Consider the following 12,632-nt stretch of genomic DNA (forward strand, 5'->3'; position numbering starts at 1 on the left):
CGCCCCGATGGTGCGCAAGAAGGCCCTGCCCAGGGCCACCAACAACCCACGCCCTGTCCCGTCCATGCGCTGTGGCTGCCCAACCTGCCTGAAGCGGAAGCCCGGCGCCCGGCCGCCAACCGATGAGCACGTCGGCTCCTGGGAAGCCCGCTACTTCGACCCGTCCGGCAAAGAGCGCAGCAAGGCGAAGCCGACGTACGAGGCTGCCGTCGAGTTCCTTGAGCAGACCCGCACCGAGATGCGGCAGCGGACATGGATCGACCCCGCCCGTGGCGAGATCACTCTCGCCGCCTGGTGGAAGCTGTGGTGGCCGACCCAGACCAAGGGTGAGATGCGGATCGAGCACTGGACGCAGTCCCAGCTACGGGACGAGGCGATGTGGCGCATCCACATCGCGCCCACCTTCGCCGGCGTCCGGCTGTACGAGATGGAGTGGCGAGAGACTCAGCTCTGGGTCAACGCGCTGCACGACGAGAACGGCGGCCCGCTCGCCGCCAGCTCGGTGACGAAGTGCTTCCAGGTGCTCGACAAGATGCTGGAGGACGCCCGCCGCGACCGGCGGATCCCGTTCAACCCAGCTGAAGGTGTCCGGCTGCCCACGATCAAGAAGAAGCACCCGGAGGACCGGCGGCCGCCGACATACGCTCAGCTCTGGATGATCCGGCAGAAGCTGCCCGACTACTTCCACGCGCTGCTGATTGTGGCGCAGGAGACGGGCCTGCGTTTCCAGGAGCTGGCAGGCCTGCGTTGGCACTGCGTCGACTTCGAGGGCCGGCGGATCCACGTCCGCGAGGTCCTGGTGGAGCCGCGGGGAAAGATCAAGCGGAAGGCGTACCCGAAGTCGGACGCCGGTCTGCGCACCGTGCCGCTCACCGGCCTGGCGGCCCGGGTGCTCCGGGACCTGTGGGCGGAGGAGAGCGAGGACGGCAATCCCAGCCGGAAGGTGTCCGACCCGAAGGACGGGTTGCGAGAAGACGAGCTGGTCTTCCACGGCCGCAACAAGGTCCGTCGGGGTAGCAAGGCAAACGGCGGCGAGGGCGAGCCGTATCGCGCGCCTCTGCGGCGGTCCGCCTTCTGGCGCGTGTGGACCAAGGCCATCGACGATGCGAAGGTCGCGCGGAAGACCGTCCGGACCGTCACCGTGCAGAAGGTGGACGAGCTGACCGGGCGGGCGCGAGCGGAGAAGGTGGAGAGGGTCGATTGGTGGCCCGACTTCCACGACACCCGGCATGCCTTCGCCTCACGGCTGCACGACCGCGGGGTACCGGAGGTCATCACTCAGGAGATCCTCGGGCACGAGCGCGCGGGCGAGGTGACGTGGATCTACACGCATGCGGCTGCGGACTACGCGGGTCAGGTGCTGGCGGCGCTGGAGGAGGGCAAGCCCGGAGCGCTGAAGCGGAAGTCTGGCCGCCGCTTGAGGTCGGTGTCTGCGGCGTGAGCGATCCCGGAGGTATCCCGGGATTCTCCCGGGAGGTTCATGGGGCGCACAGGGGCGGGGCGGATCTGCGTTGGGTAGAAGATTGTAGATCCCTGGTGTCATCGCAGGTCAAGTGACCTGCGGAGATCGTCTACTTAGGGCTGAATCCTGATAAGGATGAGGCCACAGGTTCAAATCCTGTTAGCCCCACAAAAGCAGGTACAGGAGAGCGGGTGTTCCCCAAGCGGGGGGCGCCCGCTTTCGTCATGTATCAGGGGGCGGCCGGTGCCGCGTCTGCGTGTGTGTCTGCGGCTGCGGCTGCGGCTGCGTCTGCCTCTGCCTCTGCCTCTGTGGTGCAGGGTGTGTCGGTCGCGGCTGTGTCCTCAGCCTCTGCGTCCGTGGTGGGGCGGTGGCGGCAGCTGGGGGTCTTGCCGTGGGCCTCCGCGCGGATGCGCTGCTTCATCGTGGGCGGCAGGGATCTGTCGTGGGACCACCTCTCGTAGAGCTCGGACCAGGCGGACGGCTCCGGGGCCGTCGCCGCCGCGCTGCTGTTGCGGGTCGTCTCGGTCTGGGGTACCGCCGCGGCGGCGGTCGTGGTGATGAGGCCGAGCGTCGTGCAGAGCGCGAGGAAGGCGGTGAAGAGCGCCGTCCACAGGTTCATGACCTTGTTCCGGGCCATGGTTCCCTCACTTTCGGGTTGGGCGATTTGCGTACTTTCCTCATGATGTGTATGGAGGCTGCGAAGTGGTGGACCGACGCCCATGGCGCGTCGATCTTCAGATGAACACCACCCGGATGGGTGCAAGGAGGTCGAAAAGGCGGGATGAGGGAGAAGGAGGGGCAAAAGGTCACCCGCCGTGAGGGTGTGATCACCCTCTGATCGGAGCGCCGCCGTCCGCTTCTACTGCGGTGATCCGGGCGGGAGTTGAGCCCCGACGCAGGTCACCGATCGGTCTCGGTCGGTGTGTATAGTCGGGCGCCAGAGGTCCCCTACGTCAAGGAAAGACGAGGTCGCGCGGTGAAGAAGCTTCTCCTGGTCGCACTGGCCGCCATCGGCGGGCTCCTCGTGTACCGCCAGATCCAGGCGGATCGCGCCGAGCAGGATCTGTGGACGGAGGCGACTGACTCCGTGCCCACGGGTTCGTGAGTACCGAGATTCGGTTCTGAGCAGACCCCGGCCGCCTCGCGGTCGGGGTTTTGTGTTGCCCGGGGCCGGGACCGGGACTGGAACCGGGGCCGGGATCTGGCCCGGGTTTCGGGCGCTCGTACGGAACGCAGGGATGGCGCGTGGCTCGGCGGGGCAGGATGGGCCACGGTCGCACGGTCCTGGCAACGACGAGTGGGGTGGCGCGTGATGGGCGGGCGCGTGGTGGGGCGGCGTCGGCGTACGGCGTGGTGGCGGGGCGCGACATGGTGCGGCCGTAGTGGTGGCCTCGGCAGTGGTCGTGGCGGTGATCGTGGGCTGGGGCTGGGGCTGGGGCTGGGGCTGGGGCTGGGGCTGGGGCTGGGGCTGAGGCTGAGGCTGAGGCTGAGGGCGGGGCGGAGCCGGGGGCGGGCGTCCGTGGCCCTGCGTGTGGCACGTGTGGCCGTCGTGAGTGCTGTGGTCATGGGGACGTCGGCGGCGCTGCCCGGAGCGGGTGCGTGGGCGGTCGGGCCGCCGAGCCCCTACGCGTTCGCCGCGGACGCCCCGTCGGTGGAGGGCTCCACGAGCACGGCGGACGCCGAGCGCCTGGCGCCGGGGACGACGTACCGCAGCTCCCTGCCCGTCGAGGGCGCGTTCTCCTACCGTCTCGACCTGGACGCCACGTCGACCGCCTACGTCGCTGTGACGGCCGTTCCGCCGCCCGGTACGACGGTCGCCGCCACCGAGGGCATGCGGGTGTCCGTCCAGGACGGCAACAGCCACTCCTGCTCCATCGACACCGTCAGCATCGGCGCGGACCGCAGGCCCCGTCCCCTGACGGCCCTGGGCACCCGTGACGCGTCACGCGCCGGAACGCGGTGCCAGGAGGCCGGTGCGTACTACCTCGTCGTCGAACGCATCCACAAGGAGGAGTCCGCGCCGGACGCCTGGGATCTGGAGATCGCCACGGTGTCCGAGCCGCGCCTCGACCGGGCCGGCGAGACGAACGCCCCCGAGGTCTGGGACTCCGCCTCACCCGAACCCGTGACGGGCGAGGTCCGACGCCGCGCGGGCGGCCTGGGTTTCGCCACGGCGACCTCCGTCGGGCAGGGCGCCTGGCGTGACGACATCCTGCCGGGGGAGACGCTCTTCTACGCCGTCCCCGTCGACTGGGGGCAGCAGCTCCACGCCACCGCCGAACTGAGCAGCTCCGGCGGGGGCGACGGTGTCGTGGCCAGAGCGCTGACCCTGTCCCTCTACAACCCGGTGCGCGGCTACGTCGACGGCGGCGGCGTCCTCTACGACGGCAGCCAGCGGGAGGCCGGCCTGCGCGCGTTGCCTCCGGTCGCCTATCCCAACCGCAATGCTGTGGCCGACCGGGTGAGCGGGATGCGGTTCGCCGGTGCCTACTACCTCGCCGTGCATCTCTCGGAGCAGGTCGCCGACAAGTTCGGCGACGGGCCGTTCGGGATGACGCTGCGGGTCGGGGTCTCGGGGGCGCCGAAGGACGGTCCCGGGTATGTGGGGGAGTCCGAGCCGCGTGGGGTTTTCGCGGTGACGGGGAGTGGCGGGGAGACGGTTGCCGGGGGCGACGCGGTCGGCGGGGGCGGAGGGGACGGGGGCGGAGCCGTGGGGGGCGGTGACACCTCGATGAAGCTGCTTGCGGTGGGTGGGATCGGGGGCGGGACTGTGTTGTTGGCGGTGCTTGGGGTGTGGGTGGGGGTGGGGCGTCGGAGGGTTGGGGTCGGCGGGTAGGGGGGGGCATGGGGGGCGTCTGCCGTGCCTTCGCCGTGCTTTTGCGGTGTTTTCAGAGCTGGGTCAGGGCCCAGAAACCCACGGCGTAGCAGGCGAGCGCCAGCAGCAGGATCGGGATCGCGACCTTGGCCGGCGGGCCGGAGCGACGGCGTGCGGCTCGGCGGGCGCGGTGGCGCGGCTGAGAAATCGGCTGCGCGGGAGGTGGAACCCGGGGGGCCTGAGCGGTGTACGAAAGAGTAGAGGGTTCGTTGCTCCGATGCGGTGCTGCGGTCGGGGGATGAGCCGGGTAGAGGGGGGCGACCGAGCGGGGGGAGGACAGCGCATGCGTCAGGTCGTGCGGGGCGAAGTGGGGGGACTGGCGCGGCGGTCCCTGGTGGGGGCGTGGCTGGCCTTCTGCCTGTGGTGGCGTCTGCGGGGGCTGGGTCTGCGGGAACTGCGTCTGTGCCCGGGGCGTGGAGCCGGTGGCCTGTGGGGGCGGCAGGTGGAAGCTACCCGTGTCCGACATGCTGTTCGGCTGCGAGGGCGTGGACGGCTCCGTGCCGTGCGGCGGGGGGAGCGGTCCGCTGGGGCTGTGGGGTGGGGAGCTGGGAGTGGCTCCTACGCCGTCAGCGGGGGACGGGGTGGAGCGACCGGCGTCAGCGGGGGACGGGGTGGAGCGACCGGCGTCGGAGTGGTCGGCGTGGCCGGCCGCAGGGGCCGCGAGGTCCGAGACCGGGTGGGTGGACGGAGGGACCGAGCCGGGCGGGGAGGTCTCGGCGGCCCGGCCGGGCGTGCCCGGCGCAGGGGCCATGCCCTCGCCCGCACTGCCCCAGCCGCCCACTCCGCTTCCCCAGCCGCCCGCACTCCCCTCGTTTGTGCCGGCACCGGCCCTGGAGCCGGCGTCGGATCCGTGGCCGGAACCGGTCCTGGAGCCCGTGTTGGTTCCGTGGCCCGCACTGGTCCCGAAGGCCGCGTCGGTTCCGTAGCCGACACCAGCCCCGGAGCTCATATGGGCGCCGTGGCCCCCACCGGCCCCGTAACTCGAATCGTCCCCGGGGCCCGCGCCATCCCCGGGGCCCGCGCCATCCCCGGGGCCCGCGCCGCCTCCGGGGCCCGCGCCGTTCCTGGAGCCGGCGCCGTTCCCGAAGCCGACGCCGTTCCCGAAGCCGACGCCGTTCCTAGAGCCCGCGTCACCCGCGTCACCGAACCCGCCACCGTCGCCCGCGTCGCTGTCGTCACTCCCGCCCCGCCCGTCGCCCCCACGGTCCGACCCACCCCGACGCTCCGACCCACCACCGTCCCCCAGACCGCCCCCGCCCCAGCCGTCCCCCTCGACCCCACTGCTCGACCGGCTTCCGCCGACCGTGCCGGCCCCTCCCCCCGTGCGGGAGTTCTTGGTCGTCGTCTCCACTCCGGGGGCCCGCTGGAGAGGGCCGTCGGGGGCGAATCCGGGGGGCAGGGGGCCGAGTTGGTCGAAGATCTCTATGAGTTCGTCGTCGGGGCCGGGCTCGGGCAGGAGTTCCACGGCGGCCGCGAGGGCCTTGCGGGCGCCCGTGGCGGTGCGGAAGCGGGCCTGGGGGTCCGGCTGGAGCAGAGAGGCCACGACCTGCCACAGCGGCTCGGGTATGCCCTTGGGCGCGCTCGGAGTGCCATGGGCCGCGAAGTACTGGACGAGTGCCTTGGTGTCCGGCTTGGCGCCCTCCAACAGATACAGGGCGACCAGACCCACGGCGAACAGATCCGCGGTGAAGTCCGGTTCGGCGCCCAGCATCTGTTCGGGCGCGATGTAACCCGGCGTCCCGACCACGAGGTTGGTGTCGGTCAGGCGGGGCTCGCCCAGCCGCATGGCGATGCCGAAGTCGGACAGCCGCAGCCGCGGACGCGCGGTACCGGTGGCTTCGAGCAGCAGGTTGGCGGGCTTGACGTCACGGTGCACCACGCCTTCCGCGTGCACCGCGGCGAGGCCCGCCAGGAGCTGGTCGAGCAGGGTGCAGACGAAGCCCGGGGGCAGCGGACCGTAGTCGTTGACCAGGTGGACCAGGGAGCCGCCGGCGACCAGGTCCATGGTGAACAGGACCTGGTCGTCGTCGGCCGCCCAGCTGGCGGGGGCCAGCACATGGGGGTGGTCGATACGCAGCGCCTGCTCACGAACGAACCGCAACAGCGCGTGCGCGTCCCGCTGTTGGAGGACCTTGGCGGCCACGTACCGGCGGCGTCGGTGGTCCCAGGCACGCCAGACGGCGCCGACCCCTCCACGTCCGATCGGGTCGACCAGTTCGTACCGTCCGGCGAAGACCTCACCCATGGCTGTGCGTTGCCCCTCCCCCTTCGCTTACCCCCTTGCTTCCCCCTCGACGAGCGATACGACCCCTCTCGCGCCCCCTCGGTGAGAGACACACCCCCGCGTGTCCCTCCCCACGGACGGCGCGACCCCCCGCGCCCCCCTCGGCCGTCGGCCCGGCCGCCGAACCCCCTTCGGCGACCGGGCCCCGGGCTCAGTTCTGGTGGGACTGGTAGTGCGCGACCGCGTCGGAGGTGCGTCCGGCGCCGTACACCCGGAGGAACTCTGCCAGTTCCGGGTGGGTCGGGGCGAGGGTGTCCGCCGCCTCGATGATGTCTCCCGCGGCCGCCACCGAGCGCAGCAGCGACTGGATCTCGCGGACCACCCGCTTGACCGTGGGCGCCCCCGAACTGCTCGTCGTCTGCGTGGTGTTGCTGAGCACCGATCCCCCCTGGGACTTCTTGATCTCGTCCATGCGCTCGGTCGCCTCGGCGGCACTCACGCTGCCGTCCGCGACCTGGGCCGCCAGGTCCTGCAGCAACTGCACGCGCTGCACGACCGCGGGATTACCGATCTTCGCCCGCTGACCGCTCATCAGCTGCGACAGCATCGGTGCCGACAGGCCCAGTACCCCCGCGAGACGAGCCTGGTTGAGGCCAAGATCGTCTATGAGCTTCCGGAAGAGCGCCCCCAGCGGCTCCCCGTACCAGTTCCGCTGCAGTTCCCGCGCTCTTGCGGTCGCTTCCTGCTGTGCGGCGTCCATTCGCGTCTCCCCATCGCTTCCCCAAAACTGTGGTTCGCGGTAGCGAACCACGCCGAGCATCTTACGGAGAGTGGTCGGTGACGGGGACCCCCAATCTCTTTTGCGGAATCCCCGGGGTGACCCGGTACTCTGGTCTGCGGCACCGACCGGTACGCGGTTCTTCCGGTGGGGCAGCCATCCTCCGGGGCCTTAGCTCAGTTGGTAGAGCGCTGTCTTTGCATGGCAGATGTCAGGGGTTCGACTCCCCTAGGCTCCACCCCGAAAATGCCTCCCGACCTGCGGAAACGCGGGATCGGGAGGCATTTTTCCGTGAGGTCGGGCGCGGGGGTGCAACCGTCCGGGCGGGCCGGTGGTCTTCGAAGGGGGTCCCTTACGGATCTCCTCAGCCGGCCCGACGCGAGGACACCCGGTGCAGACGCCCTCCCGCAAGGATCGTGGCTCGCGGTCCCCGGCCGAGCCGACGTCCGACTCCCTCATACCCGGCGGGCCTGCCCCGCCGCACGAGCGGTCGGCCGTCCGGCTCGACGTCCAGGGGCTGCGTGCTCTGGCGGTGTCGCTGGTCGTCCTCTCCCACGCCGGGGTGGGCGGATTCAGCGGCGGCTATGTCGGGGTCGACGTCTTCTTCGTCATCTCGGGCTTCCTGATCTCCTCGTTGCTCCTGCGGGAACTGTCCGCGACGGGCGGGATATCGATCCGCGGGTTCTACGCCCGCCGGGCACTGCGCCTGCTGCCCGCGTCCACCCTCGTCGTCGTCGCCACGCTCGCCGGCTCCTGGCTGTTCCTGTCGAAGGTGCGCTTCACCGAGTACGTCGGCGACGCGCTCGGCAGCGCCCTCTACGCGGTGAACTTCCGGCTGGCGGTGGGGGGTACGGACTATCTGGCGGAGGGCAGTCCGCCGTCGCCGTTCCAGCACTTCTGGTCGCTGGCCGTGGAGGAGCAGTTCTATCTGCTGTGGCCGCTGGTGCTGCTGCTCAGCTGGAGGCTGGTGCCCCGGCGCGCGCTCATGGCGGTGCCGCTCGCCGTGCTGTGTGCGGTCTCGTTCGGGCTGAGCGTCGCGACGACCGACACCTCGCCGTCGTGGGCGTACTTCGGTTCGCACACCCGGTTCTGGGAGCTCGGCACGGGCGCGCTGCTCGCCCTGTCCGTCGAGCGGCTGGGCCGACTGCCCGCCCGGGCGGTGGTGCCGATGACCTGGGCCGGGACGGCCTGCATCGTGCTGGCGGCCGTCGGCTTCGACGACGACACCCCGTTTCCCGGGGCCTACGCGCTCCTGCCGGTCCTCGGCACCGCCCTGGTGCTGGCCGGGGGCTGCGCGCCGGCCCGCTACGACGCCCGGTCGCTGCTGGCCCGGCGGCCGGTGGTCCGGCTCGGCGGGCTGTCGTACAGCTGGTATCTGTGGCACTGGCCGTTGCTGGTCATCGGGCCGATGGCGCTCGACCGGCCCCTGGAGGTCCCGCTCGCGCTGACGCTGTGCGCGCTCGCTCTGCTGCTGGCCTGGGTGACGCTGCGCCTGGTGGAGAACCCGGTGCGCTTCCACGTGGCGTTCCGCGGCCGGACGGATCGCGCGTTGGGGCTCGGGGCCGGTCTGACGGCCGCCGCCGTGGTGATCGCGCTGGTGGCGTCGCTCTTCCCACCGCCGATCGACTCCGGCAGGGCCGCGCCGGAGCTGAAACGCGAGGTGGCGGACGCGGCGGACCCCGTGGCCCGGCTGCGCCAACTGCTGGAGACGTCCGGGACGAGCCTGCCCGGCAATCTCACTCCCGCCCTGACCGAGATCAAGGAGTCGAGGTCGGCGGTCTACCGGGACGGCTGCCATGTGGCGTACCAGGACACGCGGACGCCGTCGTGCGTCTACGGGGACCGCGGCTCGGACAAGGTCGTCGTGCTCTTCGGGGACTCCCACGCGGCCCAGTGGTTCCCGGCGCTCGACCGGCTCGCGCGGGAGCACCGTTGGAAGCTGGTGTCCCTGACGAAGGCGTCGTGCAAGGCGGCCGCGGTGACGATCGTCCAGGGCGGAGCGCCGTACAAGGCATGTGACATCTGGCGCGACAGGGCGGTTTCGAAGATCAACGCGCTGCGTCCCGCGCTGGTGGTCGCCTCGTCCTCGGACGCGGGGGACCCGGTGCGACCGGCGGCCGATCCCGTACGGCAGTGGACCGAGGGGTTCCGGGAGACCTTCGACGCTCTCGGCCGCTCGGGCACCCGGGTCGCTGCGCTGCTCGACACCCCCTGGCCGAAGACGGACGCGGTCGACTGCGCGGCGACCGTCCCGCTGCGACTGGGACGGTGTGCGCACCGGCTGCCCCAGGCCATCCGCGACCCGTCCCGCAGAACGGCGATCAGGAACGCGGCCACGGCGACCGGCACCTCGGTGATCGACCCCGCGCCCTGGCTGTGCACGCCGGCGGGAGAGTGTCCGGTCCTCGTGGGCAACACCGTCGTCTACCGCGACGACAGCCATCTGTCCGAGGCGTATGCGGAGGCAATCGCTCCGGCCCTGGGCGCTCGGCTGACCGAACTCTTCGGGACAGCGCCGGCCCGGGAATGAACCGGGCCGAAGGCACGCACAGAGCAGGGGCGGGAGACCTCGGGTCTCCCGCCCCGTACAAGCGTGGCAAGCCTCGTCAACGCTGTTCGTCGCGGTGCGCGGACTCCTCCTCCGCCTCCTTGGCCTGGACCTCGGGATCGAGTACGGACTGGCCGCTGCCGTCCACCGAGGTCAGCCGGCCCGTCTCGGGAACCTCCGTCGCGGCGGGCGGCTCGACCAGCCAGTCCGGGTTGGCCTGCTTGTCCCACCACTTCCAGGCGGCGAAGGCGCCGCCCGCCAGAATCCCCAGCACCGCCAGTCCCTTGGCGAGCCGGCCGGCGCGCGCCCGCCGCTCGTGCTTCCGGGCGAGCTTGCGGATCTCCTTGGGCGAGACCTGACCGCGCAGGGCGGCGAGCGCGGCGGCACTGCGGGCGGCGGCCTCGTCCCGGACGGGCCCGGCCGCGGCCACCGCCTGTTCGATCCTCGGCCGGGAGTAGTCGGCGGCCTGCCGGGCCGCCTTGCGGGTGCGTGCGGCGGCCTCATGGGCCGCCTGGTCGACCTTGGGCGGCACATGGGCCAGGGCCTGGGTACGGGCCTGTTCCAGACGGGGCGCGACATGGGCGCCGTACTGGACGCGGGCCTGTTCGGTGGCTTGGGACACCTTCGGCGCGAGCCGTACGCGTGCCTCGTGCGTGTAGTGCGCGGCCCTGTCCTTGGCCGTATCGGCGTAGGGCGCCACCACTTCCGCGGCGTGCAGCACGCTGTCCTTCGCCGAGCCGGTCGCGGCGCGCACGCTGTCGATGCGGGTCACGGGATCCTCCTCCTCGGTGGCGTACGGTATTTCGACTTTCCACCCTTTTACGGATCATGCCTGCCGGAGAACACCGGGGCATGTGAGGGCGGGCATCCGGGTCATGGGCAGCTGACTCCGGATCATTCGGATCAAGAACTGCTCGACAACCGATCACGTGCAATAGAGGGTGAATACCGGGCAACGAGAGCTTGTCGTCGACAATGCCACGGATCGCCGCGTCGCGCCCCCGGCCCGGGACGACTCGGCCGGATTTCTGCAAGCGAAACCGCCGAACCCGGGCACCGGGGCGGGTGCCGGGCGACGCCGGAGGCGAAGCGTGCAAGGATCGGTGGGGCACAGATGGACAACGGAAGGCAGATCGTGGCCGAGCAGCTTTACGCCACCCTGAAGACCAATCACGGCGACATCGAAGTCCGGCTCCTGCCGAACCACGCCCCGAAGACGGTCCGGAACTTCGTCGAGCTCGCCCAGGGCGAGCGGGAGTGGACCCACCCGGCCACCGGCGAGAAGTCCACCAAGAGGCTCTACGACGGCACGATCTTCCACCGGGTGATCAGCGGCTTCATGATCCAGGGCGGCGACCCGCTGGGCACCGGCATCGGCGGCCCGGGCTACGAGTTCGAGGACGAGTTCCACCCGGACCTCTCCTTCAACAAGCCCTACCTGCTGGCCATGGCCAACGCCGGCCCGGGCACCAACGGCTCGCAGTTCTTCATCACCGTCTCCCCGACGGCCTGGCTGAACCGCAAGCACACCATCTTCGGCGAGATCGCCGACCCGGCCGGCCAGAAGGTCGTGGACGCCATCGCGGCCGTCCAGACCACCCGCCCGAACGACCGGCCGGTCAACGACGTCGTCATCGAGTCGGTCGTCATCGAGACCCGCTGAGCTCCCGCGGCAACCCGCGCGGATCCGCGCGAAGGCTCCCGCGGCAACCCGCGCGAAGGGAACCAAACGCCCCGCTCAACCGTAAGGATGAGCGGGGCGGTGCATTGCGTACGACGACGAGGGGATGGCCATGGAACAGGCGGCAGACGGTTCACCCCAGGCCCAGGGCCTGCCCGGCTGCTACCGGCATCCGGACCGCGAGACCGGCATCCGCTGCACCCGCTGCGAGCGGCCGATCTGCCCGGAGTGCATGGTCAGCGCCTCCGTCGGCTTCCAGTGCCCCGAATGCGTCCGCAACGGCTCCGGCACCGGGCACGCGCCCACCGCCTCCCAGCCCCGCACCATCGCGGGCGGCACCATCACCGCCGACCCCCGCCTGCTCACCAAGATCCTCATCGGGATCAACATCGCGGTGTTCATCGCCGTCCGGAACTCGACCTCGCTGCTGAACGACCTGGTGCTCGTCGGCGTCTGGCCACCGGCCCCGTTCGCCCCGACCATGGGGGTCGCCGACGGGCAGTGGTACCGCCTGGTCACGTCGATGTTCACGCACCAGGAGTACTGGCACATCGGGTTCAACATGCTGAGCCTGTGGTGGCTCGGCGGCCCCCTCGAAGCGGCCCTGGGCCGGGCCCGCTATCTCGCGGTCTACTTCGTCTCGGGTCTGGCCGGCAGTGCCCTGGCCTATCTCCTGGCCTCGCCCAGCACGTCCACGCTCGGTGCCTCCGGCGCGATCTTCGGCCTCTTCGGCGCCACCGCCGTCCTGGTTCGCCGGCTCCAGTACGACATGCGGCCGATCATCGCCCTGCTGGTGATCAACCTCATCTTCACCTTCAACCCCGGGTTCAACATCTCCTGGCAGGCCCACATCGGCGGTCTGGTGGCCGGTGTCGTCACCGGCTACGCCATGGTCCACGCCCCGCGCGAGCGGCGGGCGCTGATCCAGTACGGCACCTGTGCCCTGGTCCTCGCGGTGATCGTGCTCGTGACCTTGTTGAGGACCGCGCAGCTCACCTGAGCAGGCGTTGTCCACAGCGCGTGCCGGATCTTGTGCATACCGTGCGGGAACCACCGCGCCCCCT

Annotated in this window: 10 protein-coding genes and 1 tRNA gene; 7 read left to right on the forward strand and 4 right to left on the reverse strand. The window is 71.1% G+C overall.

Annotated elements, in window-relative coordinates; genetic code table 11:
- Positions 1 to 7 precede the first annotated feature (7 nt).
- Entirely contained in the window at positions 8 to 1,441 is a 1,434-nt protein-coding gene (locus K4B79_RS19045) for a tyrosine-type recombinase/integrase (protein ID WP_232027978.1), read from the forward strand.
- A 250-nt stretch (positions 1,442 to 1,691) separates the two neighbouring features.
- Here K4B79_RS19045 and K4B79_RS19050 read toward each other — a convergent pair whose 3' ends face one another.
- Positions 1,692 to 2,099, reverse strand: coding sequence for a DUF6344 domain-containing protein (locus K4B79_RS19050; protein ID WP_232027979.1), 408 nt, complete (start codon positions 2,097 to 2,099; stop codon positions 1,692 to 1,694).
- Between the two features lie 339 nt (positions 2,100 to 2,438).
- On the opposite strand from K4B79_RS19050, the gene K4B79_RS19055 reads away from it, so the two are divergent.
- Together K4B79_RS19055 and K4B79_RS19060 are read left to right on the forward strand one after the other, a co-directional pair.
- Positions 2,439 to 2,567 (forward strand): DLW-39 family protein, encoded by a 129-nt coding sequence (locus K4B79_RS19055; protein ID WP_003999697.1) that lies wholly within the window; start codon positions 2,439 to 2,441, stop codon positions 2,565 to 2,567.
- A gap of 444 nt (positions 2,568 to 3,011) precedes the next feature.
- Positions 3,012 to 4,298 (forward strand): hypothetical protein, encoded by a 1,287-nt coding sequence (locus K4B79_RS19060; protein WP_308280444.1) that lies wholly within the window; start codon positions 3,012 to 3,014, stop codon positions 4,296 to 4,298.
- Between the two features lie 52 nt (positions 4,299 to 4,350).
- Here K4B79_RS19060 and K4B79_RS19065 read toward each other — a convergent pair whose 3' ends face one another.
- Entirely contained in the window at positions 4,351 to 6,582 is a 2,232-nt protein-coding gene (locus K4B79_RS19065) for a serine/threonine-protein kinase (protein ID WP_232027981.1), read from the reverse strand.
- A gap of 190 nt (positions 6,583 to 6,772) precedes the next feature.
- Positions 6,773 to 7,321, reverse strand: a complete 549-nt coding sequence (locus tag K4B79_RS19070; protein WP_232027983.1) for a helix-turn-helix domain-containing protein — start codon at positions 7,319 to 7,321, stop codon at positions 6,773 to 6,775.
- 183 nt (positions 7,322 to 7,504) lie between these two features.
- Here K4B79_RS19070 and K4B79_RS19075 point away from each other — a divergent pair.
- Positions 7,505 to 7,577, forward strand: a tRNA-Ala gene (locus tag K4B79_RS19075).
- Positions 7,578 to 7,730: 153 nt separating this feature from the next.
- Positions 7,731 to 9,869: an acyltransferase family protein gene (locus K4B79_RS19080; protein ID WP_232027984.1), complete on the forward strand. Its 2,139-nt coding sequence runs from the start codon at positions 7,731 to 7,733 to the stop codon at positions 9,867 to 9,869.
- A 76-nt stretch (positions 9,870 to 9,945) separates the two neighbouring features.
- Here the strand turns inward: K4B79_RS19080 and K4B79_RS19085 are convergent, their stop codons facing one another.
- Positions 9,946 to 10,659: a DUF5324 family protein gene (locus tag K4B79_RS19085; protein WP_232027985.1), complete on the reverse strand. Its 714-nt coding sequence runs from the start codon at positions 10,657 to 10,659 to the stop codon at positions 9,946 to 9,948.
- A gap of 363 nt (positions 10,660 to 11,022) precedes the next feature.
- Between K4B79_RS19085 and K4B79_RS19090 the strand changes: the two genes are divergently transcribed.
- Together K4B79_RS19090 and K4B79_RS19095 are read left to right on the forward strand one after the other, a co-directional pair.
- The gene (locus tag K4B79_RS19090; protein ID WP_308280453.1) at positions 11,023 to 11,550 is read left to right on the forward strand and encodes a peptidylprolyl isomerase; all 528 of its coding nucleotides are present in this window, start codon (positions 11,023 to 11,025) and stop codon (positions 11,548 to 11,550) included.
- Positions 11,551 to 11,680: 130 nt separating this feature from the next.
- A complete protein-coding gene (locus K4B79_RS19095) occupies positions 11,681 to 12,568 on the forward strand; it encodes a rhomboid family intramembrane serine protease (protein ID WP_232027987.1) in 888 nt (295 codons plus the stop codon).
- The last annotated feature ends 64 nt before the right edge of the window (positions 12,569 to 12,632 follow it).

Origin of the sequence: Streptomyces lincolnensis (assembly GCF_021173675.1) — a bacterium.
GTDB lineage: Bacteria > Actinomycetota > Actinomycetes > Streptomycetales > Streptomycetaceae > Streptomyces > Streptomyces lincolnensis_B.

Coding starts and splice junctions, on each gene's coding strand:
- K4B79_RS19045 (WP_232027978.1), top strand. CDS start 8: ATGGTGCGCAAGAAGGCCCTGCCCAGGGCCACCAACAACCCACGCCCT.
- K4B79_RS19050 (WP_232027979.1), bottom strand. CDS start 2,099: ATGGCCCGGAACAAGGTCATGAACCTGTGGACGGCGCTCTTCACCGCC.
- K4B79_RS19065 (WP_232027981.1), bottom strand. CDS start 6,582: ATGGGTGAGGTCTTCGCCGGACGGTACGAACTGGTCGACCCGATCGGA.
- K4B79_RS19070 (WP_232027983.1), bottom strand. CDS start 7,321: ATGGACGCCGCACAGCAGGAAGCGACCGCAAGAGCGCGGGAACTGCAG.
- K4B79_RS19095 (WP_232027987.1), top strand. CDS start 11,681: ATGGAACAGGCGGCAGACGGTTCACCCCAGGCCCAGGGCCTGCCCGGC.